Here is a 23,640-nt window from a genome sequence, read left to right as displayed (position 1 = left end):
ACAGGACTACTGACTACTGACTACTGACTACTGACTACTCACCAAACTTGCTCTCTCTTCCTTCACTTTGCCATCGAGTATCATAACCATGCCCATACAGAGCCAGAAGAGGCTGCCGATTTTATCAGTTTCTATCATATCGCTGATAAAATTGATGACACCGATCATCACAAGTATTACTGCCACGGTCATGGTTACCGCCCTGTAAAAATAACTGTGTAACTGGTGATATATTTTTTGTAGACGCATCAACATAAAAAAATAGAGCGTGCAAAAAATTATCAGCCCGATAATACCTTGTTCTAATGCAGTCAGTAAAAAATAATTGTGAACGGTTGAGTGTTCAGGATTATTACTTACCCAGGTTTCAAAACGCTTTACTGTATAAGGTCGGTAATGCAGGTAGAAGGATGAAGGACCAAAACCTGTGATGGGTTTATCTGCCAGCATTCTGGCGCCTGCCACCCAGCGATAAAAACGCTCGGCATTCGACACATCTTTCAATGCTACGGTTGCAGATAAGTGTTGAGAGAAATCGGTATGAAAAACCGTTTTATCATGATCAGGGGCAAATTGAAAATATTGTTTGTCGGTAACAAGCCATGCTGTTGAAACAAGTACTGCCACAACAGCCAACAGAATGAATGTTACCATTTGCCTTTTTTGTATAACAAGTATTGTACAAACACCCGCTATCAACGCAAGCCATGCTCCTCTTGAATAGGCAAACACCAATGCCAACAAACCCAGTAGTAAAGCAATGAATAGCCATTTCCGTTGAACTGATTGTTTGGGGCACAGGTACCATGCGCAGCTAAGAACGGCCAGCAAACAAACCAGCATGGACGCATAGTTTACATGGTTTCTGAAAAAAGGAAAGAGATGCCGATTGATACTTTCAAAACTAAATGCCTCGGTGGCATGGCGAAAAAAAGTGATTACTATTACAAAAGCCATCGGCCATAATAAAGTTTTCGCCAGCTTTTGCATTCCCGAAATACTGTTCACCCAGATAACAGGTAATAGTACAAAGGGAACGATATACCATATTTTGGCCAGTAAAAATTTAATGGCGGGTAAGGGTTCTATTGCATACGCCGCTGTAATGGCTATCCAGCATACATGTATAATAAGCCAAAAGAAAAGCGGATGTTTCCATACGGTTAACGGGAATTGCATGGGTTTGTGCCACCAGTATAATAATGCCATACCTGTTAAGAGCAACATCACAATTTCATCCGGAAAATCAATTCCCAGCTGGGGTGTAATATTCAATTCCGTTGATAAAGGGAGCAATATCATCAGCAGCCAGAATAATTTTTCGGTATGCTGTATGGCTGCCTGAATCATAACCGGAACCAGCAAGATGGCAAAGGGTACCAGCATCCATAACCATTGCTGACTAATAATGGCCCATACAGAAAAAATAAAAAAGCAGAGCGATGCAATGATTTCCCTTGTTTGGTATGCAGGAAAAAAGAAACGCATTACAAACTGCGTTTACGGTTACCGACTAATAAAAGCAGGATCGAAAAAACAAAACCTGCGATAGCAGCGGCGATAATGATGGCTGGCTTATCGGGTCTTTCAGCTTTGGCTGCGGGAACTGCTTTATCTAAAACAAACAATACCGGTGTTTGTAATTTGGCCATCATCGTAAACTGTGCATACAATGTTCTGTATTCCTGTAGTTCTTTTAAAACAGATTTTGCACTAAGCTGTAATAATTCATATGAATCATACTGCTGTTGCGGTATTTTTTGGAGACTGTCTGCAAGTTGGCGGTACTCTTCTTCTTTATTACGTATGGTTTTTTCGAGTAAAGACTGTGAGCCTTCATACTGTTCATGCGCTATCTGTTCTGCCTGTCTGGTTACAATTTTAATCATCGCATTAATCAGATCTGCTGAAAGTTGTGGATTTTTTGTCCAGCACAAAATTTTCAGCTGTCCTCTTTCCGTTCTCTGCAGAGTAAGGTCTTCGCGCAATTTCAGCACCGCTTTTCGTCTGAGAAGAGGAAGTGGATTATTACTGAGTTCATAGTAGTCGACCAGTTTATATTCATCCACCAATTGCTTATAGGCTGTATCGAGGTCTGCAATACCCATTATCCGATCAAGATCGTCACCCGAACCGATATAGGAATACAGCCCCTGTATATTCTCATTAAAAAGACGCGATTTATCTGCCAGTTGTGGATTCGCTGCTATCAGCATGGCCGTTGAACGATACTGCTTAGGGAGTATATAAACAGTAACAGTGGCAATCGCTATAGAGAGCAGAGTAAAGAGGCCTATCTTCTTCCAGTTATGTTGAATAACACCTGCTGTTTCTGCCATATTAAATGAGCTCGTATGCATACGCTATGAATGTACAATTTAATAAGGTATGTTTTAGCAGTTTTCGGGAAGCACCACTACATTTCTGTCGAGGCTTTCTTCGAGTGAGATAAAAGTTTCGGTTCTTTCGATCCCTTTTATTTTTTGCAGTTCATCGTGCAGTACATAGCGCAGTTCCTGAATGTCTTTACATACAATTTCAGCAAACATGCTATAGTTACCGGTGGTATAATTGAGGCGTACGATCTGCGGAATTTTTTTGAGTTCTTTGGCTACGGTATCGTACAGTGAACTTTTTTCGAGGTAAACGCCGATAAAAGCGATCACATCGTATCCGAGGGCTTTGAGATCAACAGATAGTTTTTTACCTTTCACAACCTTTAGTTCTTCCAGTTTTTTGATCCTTACATGGATGGTACCACCGGAAACAAAGAGTTTTTTGCCCAGGTCGGCATAAGATATCTCGGCATCCTCCATCATTTCCTGGATAATCTGGTAATCCAGTTTGTCAAGATTTAATTTGGCAGACATTTTCAAGTGTATTTTTTGATATAATCAAACAATTAAACAATATTATTGAATAATTTCTATATTTTCAAAATATTATTTGAATTATTTGTAAAGAATACGGCATTTATCTTAATATTGTGTTGTCAAACAAAGACAAAGATCTTACATACTGTGGGGTGATGAAATTTCTGGCAGACATGCCCTCTTGTCTCGGGGGTGAGGATAACAGGACAAACGTAGTGTAGAGCCGGATCGGTAGCAATATCGGTTCGACCAGGGTCGACCACTGAACTTTGCGCTATAGCTAACTGCCTCGTGGAGGTTCGATCCCTCCCCCTACAGCTTTAAAGCCACTCTTAATCGGGTGGCTTTTTTATTGCTATAATGCGCTATAGCTAACTGTCCGCCTCAGGCGGATTCGATCCCTCCCCCTACAGCTTTAAAGCCACTCTTAATCGGGTGGCTTTTTTATTGCTATAATGCGCTATAGCTAACTGTCCGCCTCAGGCGGATTCGATCCCTCCCCCTACAGCTTTAAAGCCACTCTTAATCGGGTGGCTTTTTTATTGTTATAATCTAATATAGCTAACTGTCTGCCTCAGGTGGATTCGATCACTCTCCCCCCTACAGCTTTAAAGCTACTCTTAACCGGGTGGCTTTTTTTTATTGCTATAATGCGCTATAGCTAACTGTCCGCCTCAGGCGGATTCGATCCCTCCCCCTACAGCTTTAAAGCCACTCTTAATCGGGTGGCTTTTTTATTGTTATAATCTAATATAGCTAACTGTCTGCCTCAGGTGGATTCGATCACTCTCCCCCCTACAGCTTTAAAGCTACTCTTAACCGGGTGGCTTTTTTTTATTGCTATAATGCGCTATAGCTAACTGTCCGCCTCAGGCGGATTCGATCCCTCCCCCTACAGCTTTAAAGCCACTCTTAATCGGGTGGCTTTTTTATTGCTATAATGCGCTATAGCTAACTGTCCGCCTCAGGCGGATTCGATCACTCCCCCTACAGCTTTAAAGCTACTCTTAACCGGGTGGCTTTTTTTTATTGCTATAATGCGCTATAGCTAACTGTCCGCCTCAGGCGGATTCGATCATTAGCCTACAACTTTAACACAGACCTCTTATAATGATATTAGAAGGTATTTGTGTTTATGCTTCAACCATTGTATAGATAAGCATAATATTTTTTCTGTGTACTCTTATAAAAAAAAAGGGGTAGCAGCCACAAAATCGTTATCGATAATAGCATAGAATCGCTGGGTATAAATGTATAGCAGATCAAGCCAACAACCAGTAAGCGGAAATAATCGAGGTAAAACACCCATCTCTTTTGTTCGATCATAGCGCCGGAATTGATGATGCTGAGCAGTATGAAAACACAAAGTAAAATTTGCTGTTGGGTGGTAACATACTCTGTTAGTAATAAGGTAAAAAATAAAACAATAAGCGTGATCACCGTATTCAGTAAAATCAATCGTTGCAGGGCCAACTGTATAGGTTGTTTATTACGATTCAATAACTTCTCTTCCAGGTATTCACGGTGAACCGGATCTATATCATCTGGTTTTCCAAATAGCACTTTTAATTTGGCCTTTATCCCTTTGGCCTCTCTCAGCGCTAATAACATTTCGAGCTGAAAGTGAAAATGTTGCCATAAAAAACTATAGCTGTTTAAAGGTTTTGTGAGTCCGTATTTGGGCTCTTCTTTTTCCTCCGCAAATGTTCCCAACAGTTTATCCCAGACGATGAGTATATCACCGTAATTTTTGTCCAGGTATTCAGGATTACTGCTGTGATGTACCCTGTGATGAGAGGGGGTAACAAAAACGTATTCCAACCAGCCCAATTTTCCTACCAGCTGTGTATGCGTAAAAAATGGGTATACACCATGAATAATCAGGAAAACAGCAATCATATCTGGAGGAAAACCCAATAGCGGTAAAACAGACCAGAATAATCCACGTGCCACCGCCTGAAAAATGGTGATCCGTGTAGATACTGTATAGTTAAAATCATCACTTTGGTGATGCACCACATGAACACTCCAGAATAGATTTACCTTATGCCCAAACCTATGGTACCAATACCATACAAAATCTGTAACCAGGAAAATCATTACCCAACTCAGGAAGCCGGGATGGATATCAAAAATGGCATAGTTGTTATATATCCAGGAAAACACAAAATAAAATGCACCGGTTGTAAGCAGATCCGTTACCCTTTCGGCGATACCCACATTGAGATTGGCAATCGATTCCTCGAATTGATGCAGCTTTTTTTTCCTTTTCTGACTTACAAAATATTCTAATAAAATGAACCCGATAAAAAAGGGTACTGCCAGCGCAAGAATATTGATTTTTATCATAAATACTTTCCCTGTTGAAGGGTAAAAATAATTTTAAATTATTAGCCTACCAAATTGGTAGACTAATAAAATGCTAATAATTTTGCTTCCGAAGGATTGATTTGTTAAATCATACCCGCAAGCTCTTTGTTACATGCATGCATAGCATATAGTCACGTGGCCGAGAGGATAGGCTGAGGTCTGCAAAACCTTCTACGATGGTTCGAATCCATCCGTGACGTCATTTTTTGAAAAGCTGATTATAATACAACTGCTAATTGAATTATATAGTTGATGATACCATTCTTATGGCTGGTTATTGCGTATTCAATTTTCATTTGACGCCTTACCCTTACCTGTTACCCACACAACAGCCAGCAAACTCACAAAAGAAGAAGTATAAAAAAGATATTGATAAGGCACATCTATCAGGCTATAGACTATTACCAGGGTTAGTTTTAATAAAGCCAGTGCAATATTATTATTATATGTGCATTGTTTAGGCAGGTACCGGATACCCAATACACATAAAAGAGGCAGCAAAAAAGAAGCGTACAATAATATCGTATGTTGCAATACAATGTGGTCAGGACCGAAGAATTTAGCCAGTCCCATACTTTGGGTAAAGTATTGAGGTGATTCGTTCCATATTCTTACAGCATGCTGTATGTACTGCCCTGGCTGCTCAAAAGCAATCTGCAGTGGTTTGACACCAAAAGGCAGCAACACCAGCAAAACAACAACAGACGCAAACGAACATACAAAACGAAGCGTGTCCCGCTTTTGTTTCCGGATTAATAACAGATAGAGCATCATAGCAGGTAACCATCCGGCTATGGTATAACGACTCAATGCACATAAGGCTGCTGCGATACCCATCAACAGAAAATTTTCGGATAAGATGGCCAGCACAAGCAGGCTATAATAAAATACTACAATGCCTTCTTCAGAAAGGCGGATAAAATTATGCGTATGATCGGTATACAACCAGTAACAAAGCATACCTGCGATACCTAATAATAAAATGGCAGACATTTTTTGCCAATGTATGCGCCACAAAGCAATGAACATGGTAAAAGAAAGAAATACGGCAAATGAAGTCACCCATCGTGGATCCAGCTCCGATTTTACGGTTACCAGAAATGGCATCCACATCGCCGGCAGGTAAATGGGCTGAATACCATTCCATATTTCCTGAACAGGATCGTACACGCCCGACCAGTTGCCCGCCAAAAAACGCTCAGCCATTACCTGCATAATCGGTATCATATCTGCATCGCGATAAGTGAGCGGCGACTGTTGAATCCATTGCTGCGTACAAGAGAGGATAAATATTCCCAGAAACAATAACAAAAACAACTGATACATCCATACCGGTGTTTTTGCATCAGGTATATACTTCAGATTGATTTTTCTTTCCGGCATGTACAATAAGAGTATGGCTATGGCAAATCCACTCATGGTATATAAAATGGTGGCCAATGAAACAAGCGCAGGAAATTTCAATGCGTAGGTTACGCAGAAGGTTTCCAGCACGAGGAAAACAAATAAAAGGTTTCTGGCAGCACGCATAAAGGCCTGTAAAGTATATGATGATAAACTTACTACTTTATTAATAGCAGGCTGTATGGATTTTTACGGTAGTTGTTCGTATTTTCAAGCATCTGCTGACCGAACAAATATTTCCATGCTTTTTGACTTCTCGCTAAAGAGTTCCTTATTACTGATTTTCTTTTTTCACGGGTTGGTATTCACCCTGTTGCTCTGGATCAAAGGCTTACGCGAAAACAACCGTGCCTGCCAATGGCTGGGTACATTTACCGGTCTCTGCACTTTATACATCACACCCTTCATGCTGGGTTATGCTGGCTGGTACGCAGGGGGCATCTATAGAGAACTCTTGTTTTATATACCGTTTCAGCAATTACTGTTATTACCACCTGTTTTGTTCTTTTACATCCGAAGCCTGCTAGATCAGTCTTTTGTATTCCGCAGGCAACACCTGGTTCATTTTATCCCTGCTTTTGTATATGGCCTGTATAGCCTGATTGTATTTATCACCGATCAGTGGATCATGGGCTATGCTTATTTTTATGCCGATGGTAAAGACAAAGACTTTTCACCCTGGTACCAGATGGCAGGTTTTATTTCACTGATAGCTTATCTGATAGCCAGCTTAAGGGTATACAAACGTTATAAACTGCTGAGTTATGATGCACTGAGTTTTGCTGATACTGTTTTATTTAAATGGGCCAAACATTTTCTACTTGCTTTGATGGTTTTGGCAGGACTACGCTTACTTTTCTTTATCATCAATCCTGAATGGGCCGCTTTTGGTAAAAAATTCTGGTACTACCTTAGTTTTTCAGCTTTATACTATTATATCTCCATCAGTGGTTATATCAATACCATACGTTCCGTAACCTCTTTTTCTATTTTTTCCTTACCCGATCCTTTACCGGTACAGGTCATCACCGAGGAACCCGCAACAGAGTATATAGCGATTGGCAACGATAAGGAAGCGATAGAAGATATAACCGAATGGAAAGAAAAAATCATGCAGTTAATGCAAAGGGAGCGCTTGTATGAAAACCCGGCACTTACCATTGCCGATCTGGCCGACAGGCTACATACGCACAGCAAGAAAATTTCCCAGGTTATTAACCAGGGCTTCGAAATGAATTTCAATGATTTTATCAATACCTACCGTGTTGAAGAAGTGATCCGGAAAATAGAAGCCGGTGAGGCCAATTCACAAACCCTCATGGGTATTGCCTATGATGCGGGTTTCAATTCAAAATCTACTTTTAACCGGGCTTTTAAACGGGTAAAAGCCATAACACCCAAAGAATTTCTTGAAAAAACAACGAAAACTGGTTTCAAATCATGATCTGAAACCCTGCGCACCCCGCATTAGCAGATTTTTACAAAAAATATTTATGTCAGCAGTACAGCGATGGGTTACAGGTATCAGCTTTCTTTTTTGCATGTCCTTTCTTTCTTTGCAGGCGCAAAACAGGCTTTCTGTTACAACAATTACAAAACTCGATAGCATCGCTTTACAGGATGTACCCGCCAAAGCACCCGGTATTGCCACCGCCATTGTACAGGATGGAAAACTGGTATATGAAAAATATGGGGGTTATGCCGACTTTGCCGATAGTTCATTGATTGTACCAGCTACCCGTTTTAATATTGCTTCCAATGGCAAACAGTTTACCGCCCTCGCCATACTCGAACTGATAGATGCCGGCAAACTGCGTTTGCAGGACGATATACGCCAGTACTTTCCTGCTCTTTTTACAAGCATTGCTTCTCCTATCCGCATCGAACAGCTGCTTACCCATACCAGTGGTATCAGAGATGTATACGATCTATGGTCGCTGAAAGGGCTTACCTGGTGGAAACAATCTTATGATAATAAAGAGGTACTTCGTTTATTAGAACAGCAAACAGCACTCAATTTTACACCCGGTACTCAATACCTCTACAGCAATTCGAATTATATTCTGCTGGCTTTATTGATTGAAAAAATTTCGGGACAATCTTTTGCTAAAGTCACCCATACCCTTTTTACAAAACTGGGGATGTTACACACGGCTTTTGAAGAGGACTACAAGACTATTAAAGGCCCCATCGCACGCGCCTATTTTAATTTCAATACCTGGACCACCTATCAGTGGATCTGGAATGTATGTGGCGATGGCAACCTTTTTACCACCCTTCGCGACCAGATCCGGTGGGAGATGATTATTCAGGGAAAAATCAATACCACCGTTAAAAAGAAAATCATCGAAGCCAGTCAGCAACTCATTAACCCAGGCCTTACCCGACAGTATGGTTATGGACTCGAGTTCGGGCATTACAAAGAACAGCCTTATGTTTTTCATGAAGGTGCCACAGGTGCCTGGAAGGCAACTGTGCTTCGATTTCCCGGTAAAAAACTATCTCTTATCACGCTTACCAATACAGGCAAATCCATTCCCTCCATGCAAACCCGGCAAATGGCCGATTTGCTCTTATTTACCGGAAAGTCTACCGCATCCTACCTTACACAACCTGCTGCTGTTGGAAAATATGTAAGTGAAACCGATATCACCGGCACTTATCTTACCGATAATAATTTCAGTTTTCAGTTTAGCATCGATAAGGGTGTGCTTTACCTGAAGAGGGTGGGCAGAAATGATATTGTACTGGAAAGGGAGGCCGATAATATTTTTCACCAGAAAAATGATCCGGCCTTTAAACAGGAATTTACGCTTAACGAAAAGGGTGAAATGAAAGTAACGGCCTACTATACCACACATGCACCCTATAGTTTAACCAGACCTGTTGTAAACTGGAACGGGTTTGATGAAAATGTATGGACAGGCGTATTTGTGAACGATGAAACCGGTGTGGAACTCAGCATTGAAAAAACAGCTGATAAAAATTACCGTTTGCTGATGCGTGATAATCGTTTCAATGGTATACTCGTAACACCTACAAAATTATTAGCTGGCAACTATAGCTTACAATTAGCAGATAAGGATACTGTTTTACTGGATGGTGAGCGGGTTAAAAAACTCGTCTTCAAGCGAATCCGTTAGAATACCTTCTACCTATGCCTCCCCTTCTTCCTTTCTCTCTGCGAAAAGAATTTTAATTATGGAGCTTTTTTTGCAGGGAGAAGGGAAGAAGGGGAGTTTTTATTCTGGGAGAATGACTTCAGGTTAATACTATCCCGGTTCGAACTTCGCTATTCAATATTTTCTTACCGTTTCTAGAGCGGCTTCTCGGGCCAGAAATCTTTGGGGGAACAATTCAACAGTTTGGCTATTTCATTGAGGTGTGCCGTTTTGTATTTGGTGCGGTAATTGGGGCTTTCCACCTGCCCTATAAAGCCGGACGATACATCGAGATGAACAGCAATATCTACCTGCGATATGCCCAGCTCAGAGCGTATCTCCTTGATCCTGTTGATCACAAACCAGTCTACTTTATTTTTCAGATTGCTACTCACGATATATCTGCAATGACGGGAAAGAAAAAAACCTATCCACTTAGTCATGACTAAGAATATTTATTATATTTGAATAGGCATTTTCTATACGGGTGAATAGTGCATCCGGTATTTTTTTACACTGAGTTTTATAGAAATCTGCTGAAATGCAGTCTCTATAAGACTCTTATGATTCAATCATTATAACAAAACATGAAAACCATCTTGCTGAAAAAGGAAATCCGGACACAGGCAGTCTTTGTTTCGAGAGAAACACTGGCTGCTGTGTTGCGTCATTTTTTTTCCGTCAAGGTTGATCGTCAAAAAAATATCCCCCGGTTTTTTCATTTTCGATTCCATTCTGTAATTCCATGGCATTCCTTTAATATGAAAAACCAGCTCACCTATCTTCACCCTCTTGGCATTGCCTGGTGTTTATTACAAACCCAGTTTGCCAAAAAACCAAAGAACCCCGTGTAGGCTTCCTTTCGCCCATCTCTTACACAAGTCTATCATCTATTTCTCAAACACTTTAACTGCAAAAAATGCGAATATTTTGCTTACTGGCACTGCTTTGCCCTATGTTAAGCATGGCTCAGGTTTCTCCGTCCAATGCCTCTCTTCTAAAAGGGCAGATCAGGGCAGCCCACACTGCTGAATACCTTCAGGGTGCTGTGGTATACCTTCGTTCCAACAATAAACGCACCATCACTGATAAAGAAGGTCGTTTTCAACTTTCCATATCAGCGCTGCCCGATACACTGGTTATCAGTTATACGGGTTATACCACCTTACGTTTAGCTGTTAACAGTTATCAACTTCCCAATATTCTGCTTGAACCTTCAGCAGAAGAACTGGCTACTGTTGAAGTACAAACAGGTTATCAATCCTTACCAGCTGAAAGAGCAACCGGTTCTTTTACCAAAATCAACACCGATCTTTTTAACCGGAAAGTAGGTGCTTCCATACTCGACCGGCTGGATGGTATTGCTTCGGGACTAATCTTTAACCGCAACCGTACACCCAATGCCAATGAGTCTGCCATCCAGATACGCGGACGCAGCACCATCTTTGCCAATACAGAACCTTTGATTGTGGTTGATAATTTTCCTTTTGAAGGCGATATCAACCAGCTCAATCCCAATGATATTGAATCTGTGACCCTTTTAAAAGATGCAGCTGCTTCTTCTATCTGGGGTGTGAGGGCTGGTAATGGTGTGATTGTGATTACCACCAAAAAAGCCAAACAATCATCAGCTCCTAAGTTACGCTTCAATACCAATATTACCATCGGTGAAAAACCTGATCTGTATTACCAGCCCATCGCCGATGCGTCTGCACTGATAGAAATGGAATCCTTTCTGTTTGGCAGGGGTTATTACAATAACCGTATTAACCAGCGTTTTGCCGGTCTTTCACCCGCCGTTGTAATTTTTGATGACAGAAGAAACGGCAGAATTACTGCGGCCGATTCAGCTACACAGATTCAACAACTGCTACAAACCGATAATCGTTCTGATCTGCTTCGTTATTTCTATCGCCCATCGGTTGCCCAGCAATATGCATTGAATATTTCGGGTGGCAGTGAAAGAGCGCAATATTATTTTTCTGCGGGGTGGGATAAACAACAGCAGTCGCAATTACAGAGCGATCTTAACAGGTTCACGCTCAGGAACAAAACACAGATACAGTTAATTCGGGATAAACTAGATTTTTCTACTGACCTCAATATGATTATGTCTACCAATAATAATCCGTCGTCAGCCTATTCAAATAACTATTCAGTGTATCAGGATCTGGTAGATGATCAAGGAGCAGCACTACCTGTTTATAGAGATTATCGCAAAGCATGGTTAGATACCATTGGTCAGGGACAATTATTGCCATGGTTGCATAAGCCTTATGAAGAAATAAGATTTGCAAATCATAAGACATCCAGACTGGATACACGTATGCTCACATCTTTGCTATGGCGCATTAGAAAGGGGCTACAGGTACAAATGAGTTATCAACTCGAAACGGGCAATTCAGAAACGCGGAACCTGCAGTCAATGGATCAGTTTTTTACCAGGGACCTGATCAATCGTTATACGCTACCAAATTATGTTACAGGTATACCTACCAATGCGATTCCCTTTGGTGATATCCTGAACAAAAATGATCAAAGACTGGTGTCCCATAATGGTCGTATTCAGGTAAACTACCGAACCAGCTGGAAACAAAATCATGTATTGGATCTGTTAGGGGGTATGGAGATTCGTGATATCACCATCAGACGATCTGGTATCAGACGCTATGGTGTGAATGAAAGCATTGGCCTTGATCAGGAAATTAATCCTATCAGTACCTTCCCTACACTTCCCAATGCACTCGCATCAAGAATTCCTACCAATACAACCAATAACCAGACTGCTGATCGGTTTCTTTCGCAGTTTATGAATCTGGGTTATAGTTACCACAACAGGTATCAATTTACATTTAGTGCAAGAAGAGATGCTTCTAATCTTTTTGGTGTGGAAGCGAATCAGAAAACGGTACCCCTTTGGTCAGTTGGAGCAGGCTGGATGGTGCATAAAGAAAACTGGTGGAAATCAGGTTTTTTGAATACTCTTAAGTTTCGACTCACATACGGTGTAAGCGGCAATATTGATAAAGCAGCTACCGCCTACACCACAGCAGGCAGTGACATTAACAGTTTTTTTAGTCAACCTACCGCTTACCTGATTAATCCTCCTAACCCCGAACTCAGTTGGGAAAAAATTCATATGCTGAATGCAGGTATTGATTTTTCTGTACTCAATGGAAGAATAGATGCCAGTCTGGAGTACTATGTAAAAAATGGCAAAAATCTTTTAGGCGCAAGCCCCATGGCACCACAAACAGGTGTAACGCAATTCCGGCAGAATATTGCTGACCTCCAAACAAAGGGAATTGACCTCACACTCAATGCCCTGATCATGCAAAGATCCTTACAATGGTCTGCACAATTATTATTCAGTTATAACAGAGATATCATTCAACGTTACCTTGTTCCGGCTGCACTCACAAAATTTTACCTCACCAATATTACCACTAATCCATACGAAGGAAAACCCTGGTCAGCCATTTTCGCTTATCCTATGGCGGGTCTGGAAAGCAATACAGGAAATCCATTAGGGTTGCTCGATAATGCTACCAGTACAAATTACAGTCGTCTGGTAAATCCTGCTTCAAAAGATGAGTTTATGTATATAGGTTCTGGCAGACCCACATTTTTTGGTGGATTAAGAAATGACATCAGCTATCAAGGGTTCACTTTATCCGTAAATATGGTGTATTCAATGGGTTATTATTTCAGAAGACCTTCGGTACTGTATACAACTGCTTTCTCTTCTTCTCTTTCTGCAACACCTTCTACACATGCAGATTATGCCAGAAGATGGAAGGTACCTGGTGATGAAATGTTTACCACCATTCCATCAATGGTATATCCGGCCGTTCCTGCCAGAGATGAATTTTATCAATACTCAAACACACTGATTGAAAAAGGCGATCATATTCGTTTAAGAGATATCAGATTCGGCTGGCGTTTACCAATACAAAAAAACAATCCACTTCGAATACAATCCTGTCGTGTATATGCCTATGTCAATAACATAGGGATACTCTGGAGATCGAATAAAGCAGGTATTGACCCCGATAATATTACCGGCTTTCCTTCGCCGCGAACCTATGCGCTAGGATTGGAAATTGATTTTTAACCTCAACATCATATTTATGACTACACATAAAAAGTTCTTGTACCTATCACTCTTTTGCTGGGTATTAACAGGCTGTGATAAAGATGCTTTTCTGGATAAAAAACCCAACACAGCAATCATCATTCCTTCTACCCTGCCCGAACTAAGGTCTTTGCTTGACAATACACAGGTATTTACCTATTCACCAGGTTTAGGTGAAATGGGGAGTGATGATTATTATATGACAGAAACCAACTGGCAGGCCCTACCGTTTGTAGAAAGATCCAGCTATACATGGGAGTCTGATCTATATGGCAGTCAGCTGAATATTACTGACTGGACCCTTCCTCATCAACAAATACTTTATGCCAATATTGTACTGGAACAGCTAGAAAAAAATCAACCGACAGCAGCTTCCAAGACCGAGTGGAACAATATAAAAGGTTCTGCTTTTTTCCTTAGGGGGTTTGCGATGAGTAATCTGGTACAACATTTTGCTGCTGCATTCGACAGTACCAGTATGACCACCACCGCTGGCATTCCGATCAGACGAAATACCAATGTACATGAAAATGTACCAAGAAGCAGTATCAAAGAATGTTACGATAGTATTTTTGCTGATCTAATCAGAGCTACTTCTTTGTTATCTGATGCGGTACCTCCAATAGCAAAGAACAGACCTTCTAAACCTGCTGCTTTTGCACAGCTGGCAAGAATGTCAATCGCTTCCGGCCAATACGAAAAAGCGAGAACCTATGCAGACAGCTGCTTAGGCTTATACAATTACCTTACAGATTATAATACCGTTAGTACAACTGCTGTAAGTCCGTTTGACCGCTCACATGCAGAAACCATTTATTTTTCACAGGCTATCAGTGAATACGCTGTTTTGTTTACCACTTCCACAACTGTTTTTGCAGACACCACCTTATACAGATCTTATGCTACCAATGACCTGAGAAGAAGTATTTTTTTCAGGGTTGCCAGTGGTAGTAATATGGGTTTCAAAAGAGGCTATACCGGTACTGTACTTCCATTTACAGGTATTGCTACCGATGAAGTATGGCTGATCCGCGCTGAAGCACTTGCGAAAACAGGGCAATGGCAGGCTGGTATGGCCGACCTGAATAACCTGCTGCAAAAAAGATGGCGTTCAGGCACATTTACTCCTCTTACAGCTATCAATGCCACAGATGCACTTGAAAAAATAAGAGTGGAAAGAAGAAAAGAGTTGGTTTGGCGTGGTCATCGTTGGCCCGATCTGAAGCGGTACAATAAAGAAGGTGCCAATATTACGCTTAACAGAAAATTGGGTAGCCAGACCTACACACTTTTGCCAGGTGCCAATAAATATATTTTCGCCATTCCAGCTAATGAAATCAGCATGAGTGGTATTATTCAAAACCCCAGATAAAATTTTAAATATGAAAACGATTCAATTTATCTTAATAAACATCCTACTTTGTAACTGCGCTTTTGGACAGGTCGACAAAAATGCTAAATCTGCTATTCTGAATGGCACACTATGGCCTTTTACAAACGATACCATTATCATCAACTACTATCCATATAAACTTGGGATAACTGTTATTGGAAGTACAGAGAAAAAAATTGTAACCAGTGATGGCAATTTCCGAATTAAAATTACTGATATGGATCATCCCTATTATTGTTCTATTAAATCTACCCGTTTACAAGGGCTCCTCTTTATTGATCAGTTAATTGAACCTGGTGATAGTATTTCGATCAAAGCCGAACAAGACAGTTATAAAAACTATTCACAAACGAATCTTCCTTTTTTAAAAATTACCGGTAGAAATGCAGCTAAAAATCAGGCAATTCATCTTTTCGATTATGCACGATTGTATAACAAGATTTCAGGAATTAAAAAAAATTTAGTTGAACGATACACAAATCTTGCTGAAGCAATTCTTGTTTTTGAAAATAATGAACAAATATATAGAGCATATTGGGATAGCTTAACAAAAGCAAATACGTCTGATTTTTCCGAACAGTCGAAAAAAATCATTGAAAGCGAATTTACAATAGGGAAAATTAATGGCATCATCAGTACATATAGCGCATTAAAAGATAAATTAATCAGCAAAAAATCATCTGAAAAAGATATTCAACAGCTTAATACCGAGTTTGCAAGCATCATTAACCCGATGCTGCAAGAACTGCTTACCAACAGTACTACTTCAACTGTATCGCCGAAATTTTTAGATATAGCTGTTAGGAAAACTATGCTCGATACCAAAATAATGGAGAATAACAATCATAAATTTCCTGCTATAAAATATGTACATGGCTTAGAGCAATGGCCGGAGAATAAAAGAGAAGCAATAGCAACTGCCCTATTAGCATATATTTTTATCTACAATTCAAATACAGAAAATATTCAGGAACTGCTGGCCAAAGTGGGTACCATGGTGTATAAACCTGAGCTTAAGGCCATCGTTGAAAATTTTCAAAAAAAATATACCCCAGGCATCGCAGTACCACCTTTTTCTTTAACAGGATTAAATGGAGAAAAAATTAATAGCCAAGATTATATAGATAAAGTAGTGGTTTTAGATTTCTGGTTTACCGGTTGTGACGCATGCGTTACCATGGCCCGGGTACTCAGATTAGCGAAAGACCGGTTGGCAGGTGACCCGGATATTGTTTTTATGAGTATTTCAATAGATACAGACAGAGAAACCTGGCTCAATAGTGTATCAAAAGGAATTTACTCACATGCTGATTTTGTAAATGCCTATACCAATGGGATGGGAATGGAACATAGTTTAATTCAGCAATACCAAATTCAAGCATATCCAAGGGTAATGATTATGGGTAAGGGAAATAAAATGTTCAAATCGAACCCACATATGCCTAAAAACCGGGATGAAGTTGAACTACTTGTACAGGATATTATAGATGCGAAAAAAAAATAAAAAAGGGGGTGTTACCCCCTTTTTTGTTTATGGAATTTTTACAAACTGTTCGTTTGATAATCGACCTGGCAATGGTGTTCCGTTGGGTTCATCAAAGAGACAATATTCCGTGCCACTGATACACTGGAAGGTCACATTGATATCTTCTGTATTTACTTCGTGCCATTGTACGCCATCAAAACCATAAGCCACCTGTTGTTTTACAGGTTTAACCGTTGTAAAAGCACTGGCTACTCCCACCAGGAGTGCTGCCATGAGAAAAACTGAGATCTTTTTCATAATTGTTGCATTAAAAATGATTGAATATTTGCCTACTCGTTTGTACAGGTTTTCGGCTTACCCTGTTCATGCATGAATATGTTTGTGTAAACGGATAGCGGTTATACTGATGACCAAGAAAAAAAGATTGAATACCAGATGCTCCTTCCAGCCCAACTGTTATAAAACAACATCAGACTAATACAAATGCGTCGAAATTATCTAGATAAAGGCACGAATAATACTTAAAAAATCAATAAAACAGTAGGAGATATTAAATAGAATACATATATTTATAAAACTTTATTCCCCCGTTGTATTTAAGCCGTCACCAAAACATCAAAATATGATACAACATCAAATCACTTTAGCACAAGCTATTGAGTACACAAAAAAGTACCGGGAAAATCCAGAAAAGAATTTACCAAACTCTGAGACATTTCAAGCACAATCAATTAGAAGCTTGCTAAATCAAGAGGGTTGTGAATCATTTCGTATATATTATGGGAAAAAAGAAAATAATACTATTTGTAGTGTCTTAGTAGGAGTTGATAAAAATGGAAATGATATTCTGCCTACTTCATCTCTGGAAATGAGAACTGAAGATGATGGAATTATTCTTGAAGATGCGTTTCAGTGCCCACCTGTTTGCCCGCCTCCATCTCCTTTAAATGGATAATAACTATAGACTAAAACCAAAGGATGCTTATCATTAGAGTACTCTAAAGTAGTCTTAAAAAGGTAAGCATTTTTTTTGACAATACGAATACTTATGAGATAAAAAACCATTTAATTAATTTGAGTAATCGTGCATTTATTCATTTCAACTGCTCTCAAAAAATTATCGAGCTTCTCGTATAAATTAATGATGAGAGTTTTTTCATTGGGGCCAATTTCAGTTGCAAAATTTCCAGCAATAGTTAACTTTAACCAATCCCACAAAATTTCTCTCGCAGCAGTTGGGTGAGCAAAATCTAAAAGCTCTTCCAATTCCTCAGAAATATCTAGCTTAGTTGTTTGCATAAATCAAGTTTTCATAAAACTAAAACTAGAGTCTGATAATAAAAAGGTGGTAAATACTCTTTTTGTTAGGTGGACAAATGTTTTTGGCAACTATACCCATTTACACGCACAATAAAATAAAAGAATTGATAATCAGTAATGTAGTAGATTTTACTGTTTTTTCTTAGCTGATTTATTTTCAGCTTGTTATGCAGATGCTTTCATAATATCCATAAAAGAGCCTGTTACTACCTGAACGGTTTTAGCAGGCTTTTTCTTTATGGGTTTCTTTTCTTTCATACTTTAAAGTTATGAAATGTTTATTTTGCTATCTTTTTTGAAATGAGTTTAGGATCGTTACCATATCCGTCTATTTCATAAACCGATCCATTTTGTGTATCTAATATCAATTGACCGTTTTGAACAAATCGCACTGATCCCCCTTCTTTCTTGTTGGCAGTCGTAAATAAACTCCATGCAATAATTCCCAATAGCACAACAGTAACTACTTTATAAAAATCTATATTTTTCATTTGTTAATTTTTACATTCTTTAAATATTGAAGATTATAAATATAACGTTACTCATCATAAAATTGTAGTAATTTCATATTAAAAAAATACCTAACTTTGACGGACAGGAGGTCAAAGTTATCAGATTATTATAAACAGCCATTTAAATGTATTATTTTGTACTCAAATGATTTACAAATTCGCCTTAAATATTAATGATGACAAGCAACAACTAAACCCAGAAAACGGGTTAGATGTTGGAGATTTGTCTGATTTAACAGGGGATTTGAAAAAGGTTATAAATTCAAAAAAAGAAGGAAAGTGTACTTTATTTAGTATTGAAAATCATGGATATACTCCAAATTTTATTACAAAAAGCGAAATAGTTTATTCCAACTTTATCAAAGTTCATACTGACATACAAGAAAAGGGTATTTCTGATTTGACAAAAGATGAAGCAAAATATGCAAATACTCTAAAAAGGATTCTATCCGATGATAAATATGTAGAACCAATTGACAATAACAAAAAAGCTCTTTTTAAATTAACATCAACAGATATTGATACTGTTGCAGAAAATTACAGTGTTATAACTAATAAAACAGGTATAATTTCAGAAATAGGTTCGCCAAAATTAGAAGATAAGAGACATATTTATTTACACAATGTAGATTACAAAATTTATATAACAGATTCTCAAGAGTCCATTTTAAAAGAACACTATAGGAACGGCGTATTAGATTTAAAAATAAAACAGCGTAGGTCATCAAGGACTGGTAGAATTCTAAACGCTATTTTAATATCTATTGCTATTAAAAATGATGTTGCTCTTTCTGATGTATTCAAAGATTTCTCCGTAAATGATTTATCATTTTTTGAAAATGTAACTAGTCAAGATGATATATTAAAATTGTTGCGCTCATGAGAAAAATATCTTATCTGCAATGGGAACATATATTTCTTGACACCAGCACAATTTTTGCATATATGCAAGGTTCAAGAGAAAACAACACTGATTCGGACTGCGCTTTCGTCAAAAGATTAATTGATGATTTAAATACAAACAAATCAACAGGAAAACAAAAAAGAAACTTTTATATTTCGGCTGTAAGTATTGGGGAAATGTATGATAAAAGTACCAACATAAAGAAAACTGAAAGTCTTGTTAAGAAGATGAATATTAGTACGATGACTTATGTTCCTTATGATACTGATGTTGCAGAACACATGACAAGCAATTATCATAAAATTTTAGGAACAACTAAACAAAATTCTTTGGCTCGGACACTTGGGTTTCCTGAACATGACTTGGTAATGGCACGTGAATGGATAATTAAGGATTTAATGATTATTGCCAGTGCAGATTATTTTAAATGCGATACTGTTTTGACTATTGATGAAAAATCTTTTTTGCCTTTATGTAAAGAGGTAAATTACTATGGCTGTTTGTGCAAGCCTTCTAATTTTAATCATAATGATAAATATATATTCGATGTTTTATAATTTTTCATTGGTAAGTTCTCGATATTTTGAACGTGCTTTCTCACACTTTTCAATAGCCTTGTGAAAACGAGCAACATTGCTAATATCTCTCTGATTATAACGTTAGGTAAATTCATCATAATACTTTTGCAGGTGCTTTTTTTAAACTGTCTGTGATTTAGGGATACTTACAAGTAACCATAACCAGATTACAAAACTGCTATTGCAGCCTTTATACACTACCGATGAATTCAAACCTTCGTAACAGGTTTTGCCACCCCTTACCCAACCCCCCGGGCAGTTAACGCTTCCTACAGCTTTCTCTTTATAACAAGATTTTTTCCGGTTCAAAATAGTTATCTATATTTGTCTACTGATTTAGTAGACTTTAAGTATATGAAAAATATTTTGATTCCCGTGCTGGCTTTGCTCCCCTTACTAATACCGGCTACAAGTCATGCAGCTGATACAGATAAATTACAGGCAGATACCGCTGCTACCAACCGCTTACAGCCCGATCTGGTGATGGGTAAATGGCGTGGGCTTTTTACCATCAAGCCCGGCGTAGAAGTGCCCTTTCATTTTCAGGTAGAACGCGATGGTGCCGTGTATTTATTAAATGGCAACGAAAAATTTGCTGCCGGCCATTTCAGCATCGCCAACGACTCACTGTTTATACCCTTCCCCCTGTTTGAGAATGAGCTGGCACTGGCTTATGATGGCAACCTGCTAAGTGGTGTATTACGCAAACAAAACCTGAAGGGTGGTACCACACTTGTAAAAGCGCAAAAAGGTATCGCTGACCGCTTTTATGAAACCGGCTCTTCACCCATAAAAGACATCAGTGGTACCTATGATGTAGAGTTTGGAAGCGCAGAAGGGAAAAAAGAAAAAGCAGTGGGCATTTTTCAGCAAAAGGGCCATCGTGTTACCGCTACTTTTCTGCGTGTAACCGGCGACTCCCGTTTTCTGGAAGGTACCCTTGAAGATAACCAGCTTCAACTGTCTTCCTTTATCGGGTCTTCGCCTTCTTACTACAAAGCCACTGTGCTGCCCGATGGTAGTTTGAAAGGTGAAAATGTAAATGCAAGAAGTTCCACGCCCTTCACGGCTTCGCTGAACCCCAATGCCGCATTACCCGATGCCTATTCACTCACCAAACTTAAAGAAGAAAGCAACCGTATTTTTCAGTTCAGCTTTCCGGATGCAAATGGAAACATCATCAGTTCATCCGATAACAGGTTTGCGGGTAAACCATTGATTGTAACCATTGGTGGTACCTGGTGCCCCAATTGTATGGACGAGGCCAATTTTATGGGCGCCTGGTACGAGAAAAATAAAAACAGGGGTATTGAAGTGGTGGCACTGCAGTACGAAAGACAAACAGATACTGCATATATAAAAAAAGCCTTCGACCGTTTCTCCAAACGTTACAATATTCAATACCCACTACTGGTAGGCGGTGTGGCAGATAAACAGGTAGTGGTAGCAAGCTTACCTGCCTTGCAGAATTTTATTTCTTTTCCGACCACTGTTTTCATCGATAAAACAGGCAAAGTATCTAAACTACATACCGGTTTCTCAGGACCCGCGACCGGAAAATATTACGAGGATTTTATAAAAACCTTTCATGAAGAAGCAGATAAGCTTTTACAATAGTGTGTGGTAAACAACTCATCGGGAGTTTTCGGAACAGCCCTCAAGTGGGGGCTGTTTCTGTTAGCAGGCCCTTACAATCCGGTGCCGATGCCACTATTTTAATGATTCTTTCACAGCTTACAGGCTTCATGGCCCCATTCTTGCGTGTCTATTGGCAAGCAAATAAACCCAATATGCACCACTACACATTGCAAACCCGTTTTGTTACCCGCCAATCGAAGGGTAATAACCTGCTCAACATCCTCACCGGATTGTATAATAAAATTGCTTATGTACATGGCTGTCACCTGTACATTATTAACCAGGATGCCGAAAATGGCGACCATATTCTCGTTACCGAACTCTGGGACTCACCCGAAAGCCACGAAAAATCTCAAACCCTCCACGATTTTCAGGAAGCCCTTTCACAGGCCAGTCCCCTGTTGGCTGTTGAACCCGAAAGAAAAGTACTGAAAGCCGTTGCGGGGAAAGGATTGTTATAATAAGAAACAGAAGAATAAGGAATGAGAAAGTTAGTTTTCTGCTTTCCTTTCTCATTCCTTATTCCTTATTCCTTATTTCTCTGTTTCTTACCTTTGCTCCCTGATGGGACAGAAAAAATTAATACGTTTTGAGGCTATTAAAGGGTTTGAGAATGTACTCGAATACCCGGAAAATAGGCAGGGTACATGGAAGGCATTTTTTAAGAATGAAAACCCGCTCACCCTTGAGCTGGCCTGTGGTAAGGGTGAATATGCTGTTGGGCTGGGCCGTATGTATGCTAACCGCAATTTTATTGGAATAGATATCAAAGGCAACCGTATCTGGCGTGGGGCCAAAACGGCATTGGATGAAGGTTTATCGAATGTGGCTTTTATCAGGTCGCATATGGATAAAATCACCAACTATTTTGCACCAGGCGAGGTATCAGAAATATGGATCACTTTCCCCGATCCGCAACTGCGTATTTCGAGGGCCAAAAAAAGACTGACCCATCCTAAATTTCTCCGGCTCTACCAGCAAATTCTGGCCAAAGACGGGCTCGTCCACTTAAAAACCGATAGTCCCGATCTCTATCATTTTACTTTACTGGTGATTGGGTTATATGGACTGGAACTGGTAGAAAACTCAGCCAATATTCATCAGGAAGCTTCCATTAAACCCGAATTGTTGATTAAAACACATTATGAGGGGCTGGATATTGCACAAAGTAACCGCATTCACTATCTCTGTTTTAAATTGAATAAGGAACTGCCAACTGCCATTGACGAAACTTTAAAACAAAGCCTGCGTGAACCATCATCCATTAATTGAGGGAAAAGATTTTTATTATGACGAACATGGTTATGTAGTGTTCACCGAAGCCTACCATATAGCCAAGGGTTATTGCTGCGGACATGGCTGCAGGCATTGTCCGTTTGAGTATGAATCTGTGCCCGAACCACGCAAGTCAGAATTAGTTGAGCAGAAAAAGCATAGCGCTGTTTCTAAAGCGTAAATTGCCTGTATAAATTTGATACAGTGTCTTCCAGCAAACACATCGAAAAACCCCGCAGTATTTTACCCGGGGGAAGTAAAGACATTTCTTTTTTTGAACAGGTATATGAGGTGGTAAGGCTTGTACCGAAAGGCCGTGTTACTACCTATGGAGCCATTGCAGCTTATCTCGGTACAAAAATGAGTGCACGTATGGTGGGCTGGGCCATGAATGGCTCTTTTCACATACAACCTAAAGTACCCGCACACCGTGTTGTAAACAGAAATGGTATGCTCAGTGGCAAGGCCCATTTCGCAACACCCACTTTGATGGAAGAACTACTCGCTAAAGAAAAAATAAAAGTGAAAGACGATATGATTGTAGACTTCGAAAAAAAGTTCTGGGACCCGGCAGAGAATTTAGAAATTTGA

22 protein-coding genes and 1 tRNA gene are annotated in these 23,640 nt (G+C 39.5%); 14 read left to right on the top strand and 9 right to left on the bottom strand.

Going from position 1 to position 23,640, the window contains the following annotated elements:
* Nucleotides 1-27 precede the first annotated feature (27 nt).
* The 4 genes from BC659_RS09180 to BC659_RS09165 all read right to left on the bottom strand — a co-directional run bounded on the left by BC659_RS09180 (nucleotide 28) and on the right by BC659_RS09165 (nucleotide 5,222).
* Nucleotides 28-1,488 carry an O-antigen ligase family protein gene (locus BC659_RS09180; protein ID WP_133474423.1) on the bottom strand — a complete coding sequence of 487 codons (1,461 nt, stop codon included), beginning with the start codon at nucleotides 1,486-1,488 and terminating at the stop codon, nucleotides 28-30.
* A complete protein-coding gene (locus BC659_RS09175; protein ID WP_133474420.1) occupies nucleotides 1,488-2,360 on the bottom strand; it encodes a Wzz/FepE/Etk N-terminal domain-containing protein in 873 nt (290 codons plus the stop codon). The genes BC659_RS09180 and BC659_RS09175 overlap by 1 nt, the downstream gene beginning before the upstream one ends.
* Before the next feature lie 33 nt (nucleotides 2,361-2,393).
* A complete protein-coding gene (locus BC659_RS09170; RefSeq protein ID WP_133474419.1) occupies nucleotides 2,394-2,870 on the bottom strand; it encodes an Lrp/AsnC ligand binding domain-containing protein in 477 nt (158 codons plus the stop codon).
* Nucleotides 2,871-4,013: 1,143 nt separating this feature from the next.
* Complete coding sequence (locus tag BC659_RS09165; protein ID WP_211340761.1) at nucleotides 4,014-5,222, bottom strand: sterol desaturase family protein; 1,209 nt, start codon at nucleotides 5,220-5,222, stop codon at nucleotides 4,014-4,016.
* A gap of 150 nt (nucleotides 5,223-5,372) precedes the next feature.
* On the opposite strand from BC659_RS09165, the gene BC659_RS09160 reads away from it, so the two are divergent.
* Nucleotides 5,373-5,443: transfer RNA gene (locus tag BC659_RS09160), tRNA-Cys, on the top strand.
* A gap of 85 nt (nucleotides 5,444-5,528) precedes the next feature.
* On the opposite strand, the gene BC659_RS09155 is transcribed toward BC659_RS09160, so the two are convergent.
* Nucleotides 5,529-6,773: a hypothetical protein gene (locus BC659_RS09155; RefSeq protein ID WP_133474417.1), complete on the bottom strand. Its 1,245-nt coding sequence runs from the start codon at nucleotides 6,771-6,773 to the stop codon at nucleotides 5,529-5,531.
* A 115-nt stretch (nucleotides 6,774-6,888) separates the two neighbouring features.
* Between BC659_RS09155 and BC659_RS09150 the strand changes: the two genes are divergently transcribed.
* Together BC659_RS09150 and BC659_RS09145 are read left to right on the top strand one after the other, a co-directional pair.
* Nucleotides 6,889-8,091: a helix-turn-helix domain-containing protein gene (locus BC659_RS09150; RefSeq protein ID WP_133474416.1), complete on the top strand. Its 1,203-nt coding sequence runs from the start codon at nucleotides 6,889-6,891 to the stop codon at nucleotides 8,089-8,091.
* A 49-nt stretch (nucleotides 8,092-8,140) separates the two neighbouring features.
* Nucleotides 8,141-9,790, top strand: coding sequence for a serine hydrolase domain-containing protein (locus BC659_RS09145; protein ID WP_133474414.1), 1,650 nt, complete (start codon nucleotides 8,141-8,143; stop codon nucleotides 9,788-9,790).
* A gap of 173 nt (nucleotides 9,791-9,963) precedes the next feature.
* Here BC659_RS09145 and BC659_RS09140 read toward each other — a convergent pair whose 3' ends face one another.
* Entirely contained in the window at nucleotides 9,964-10,251 is a 288-nt protein-coding gene (locus tag BC659_RS09140) for a helix-turn-helix transcriptional regulator (protein WP_211340760.1), read from the bottom strand.
* Between the two features lie 476 nt (nucleotides 10,252-10,727).
* On the opposite strand from BC659_RS09140, the gene BC659_RS09135 reads away from it, so the two are divergent.
* Genes BC659_RS09135 through BC659_RS09125 form a run of 3 tightly spaced genes read left to right on the top strand, consistent with a single transcriptional unit; the run spans nucleotide 10,728 to nucleotide 16,840 of the window.
* Nucleotides 10,728-13,922 (top strand): SusC/RagA family TonB-linked outer membrane protein, encoded by a 3,195-nt coding sequence (locus tag BC659_RS09135; protein WP_133474412.1) that lies wholly within the window; start codon nucleotides 10,728-10,730, stop codon nucleotides 13,920-13,922.
* A gap of 16 nt (nucleotides 13,923-13,938) precedes the next feature.
* A complete protein-coding gene (locus BC659_RS09130; RefSeq protein WP_133474410.1) occupies nucleotides 13,939-15,315 on the top strand; it encodes a RagB/SusD family nutrient uptake outer membrane protein in 1,377 nt (458 codons plus the stop codon).
* Between the two features lie 10 nt (nucleotides 15,316-15,325).
* The gene (locus BC659_RS09125; protein WP_133474408.1) at nucleotides 15,326-16,840 is read left to right on the top strand and encodes a TlpA disulfide reductase family protein; all 1,515 of its coding nucleotides are present in this window, start codon (nucleotides 15,326-15,328) and stop codon (nucleotides 16,838-16,840) included.
* A 27-nt stretch (nucleotides 16,841-16,867) separates the two neighbouring features.
* Here BC659_RS09125 and BC659_RS09120 read toward each other — a convergent pair whose 3' ends face one another.
* The gene (locus BC659_RS09120; protein WP_133474406.1) at nucleotides 16,868-17,119 is read right to left on the bottom strand and encodes a hypothetical protein; all 252 of its coding nucleotides are present in this window, start codon (nucleotides 17,117-17,119) and stop codon (nucleotides 16,868-16,870) included.
* 325 nt (nucleotides 17,120-17,444) lie between these two features.
* Between BC659_RS09120 and BC659_RS09115 the strand changes: the two genes are divergently transcribed.
* The gene (locus BC659_RS09115; protein WP_133474405.1) at nucleotides 17,445-17,777 is read left to right on the top strand and encodes a hypothetical protein; all 333 of its coding nucleotides are present in this window, start codon (nucleotides 17,445-17,447) and stop codon (nucleotides 17,775-17,777) included.
* A gap of 110 nt (nucleotides 17,778-17,887) precedes the next feature.
* Here BC659_RS09115 and BC659_RS09110 read toward each other — a convergent pair whose 3' ends face one another.
* Both BC659_RS09110 and BC659_RS09105 read right to left on the bottom strand, forming a co-directional pair.
* On the bottom strand, nucleotides 17,888-18,121 hold the full coding sequence (locus tag BC659_RS09110) for a hypothetical protein (RefSeq protein ID WP_133474403.1): 234 nt from the start codon (nucleotides 18,119-18,121) through the stop codon (nucleotides 17,888-17,890).
* Nucleotides 18,122-18,420: 299 nt separating this feature from the next.
* Nucleotides 18,421-18,633, bottom strand: a complete 213-nt coding sequence (locus tag BC659_RS09105) for a hypothetical protein (RefSeq protein ID WP_133474401.1) — start codon at nucleotides 18,631-18,633, stop codon at nucleotides 18,421-18,423.
* 166 nt (nucleotides 18,634-18,799) lie between these two features.
* Here BC659_RS09105 and BC659_RS09100 point away from each other — a divergent pair, with 166 nt between their 5' ends.
* The 7 genes from BC659_RS09100 to BC659_RS09070 all read left to right on the top strand — a co-directional run bounded on the left by BC659_RS09100 (nucleotide 18,800) and on the right by BC659_RS09070 (nucleotide 23,640).
* Nucleotides 18,800-19,537: a hypothetical protein gene (locus tag BC659_RS09100; RefSeq protein ID WP_133474400.1), complete on the top strand. Its 738-nt coding sequence runs from the start codon at nucleotides 18,800-18,802 to the stop codon at nucleotides 19,535-19,537.
* Nucleotides 19,534-20,115, top strand: coding sequence for a PIN domain-containing protein (locus tag BC659_RS09095; protein ID WP_133474399.1), 582 nt, complete (start codon nucleotides 19,534-19,536; stop codon nucleotides 20,113-20,115). The genes BC659_RS09100 and BC659_RS09095 overlap by 4 nt, the downstream gene beginning before the upstream one ends.
* Before the next feature lie 375 nt (nucleotides 20,116-20,490).
* Nucleotides 20,491-21,753 carry a peroxiredoxin family protein gene (locus BC659_RS09090; RefSeq protein ID WP_133474398.1) on the top strand — a complete coding sequence of 421 codons (1,263 nt, stop codon included), beginning with the start codon at nucleotides 20,491-20,493 and terminating at the stop codon, nucleotides 21,751-21,753.
* Between the two features lie 173 nt (nucleotides 21,754-21,926).
* Entirely contained in the window at nucleotides 21,927-22,235 is a 309-nt protein-coding gene (locus BC659_RS09085) for a putative quinol monooxygenase (RefSeq protein ID WP_162847398.1), read from the top strand.
* Between the two features lie 103 nt (nucleotides 22,236-22,338).
* The gene (trmB, locus tag BC659_RS09080) at nucleotides 22,339-23,046 is read left to right on the top strand and encodes a tRNA (guanosine(46)-N7)-methyltransferase TrmB (RefSeq protein ID WP_133474396.1); all 708 of its coding nucleotides are present in this window, start codon (nucleotides 22,339-22,341) and stop codon (nucleotides 23,044-23,046) included.
* Entirely contained in the window at nucleotides 23,024-23,230 is a 207-nt protein-coding gene (locus BC659_RS09075; RefSeq protein ID WP_133474395.1) for a C1orf53 family protein, read from the top strand. Before trmB ends, BC659_RS09075 begins: the two co-directional genes overlap by 23 nt.
* Before the next feature lie 23 nt (nucleotides 23,231-23,253).
* Entirely contained in the window at nucleotides 23,254-23,640 is a 387-nt protein-coding gene (locus BC659_RS09070) for an MGMT family protein (RefSeq protein WP_211340759.1), read from the top strand.

Source organism: Sediminibacterium goheungense (assembly GCF_004361915.1).
Classification (GTDB): Bacteria; Bacteroidota; Bacteroidia; order Chitinophagales; family Chitinophagaceae; genus Sediminibacterium; species Sediminibacterium goheungense.
The sequence above is the reverse complement of the archived record's forward strand: the minus strand, read 5'-3'. Positions and strand labels throughout refer to the sequence as shown.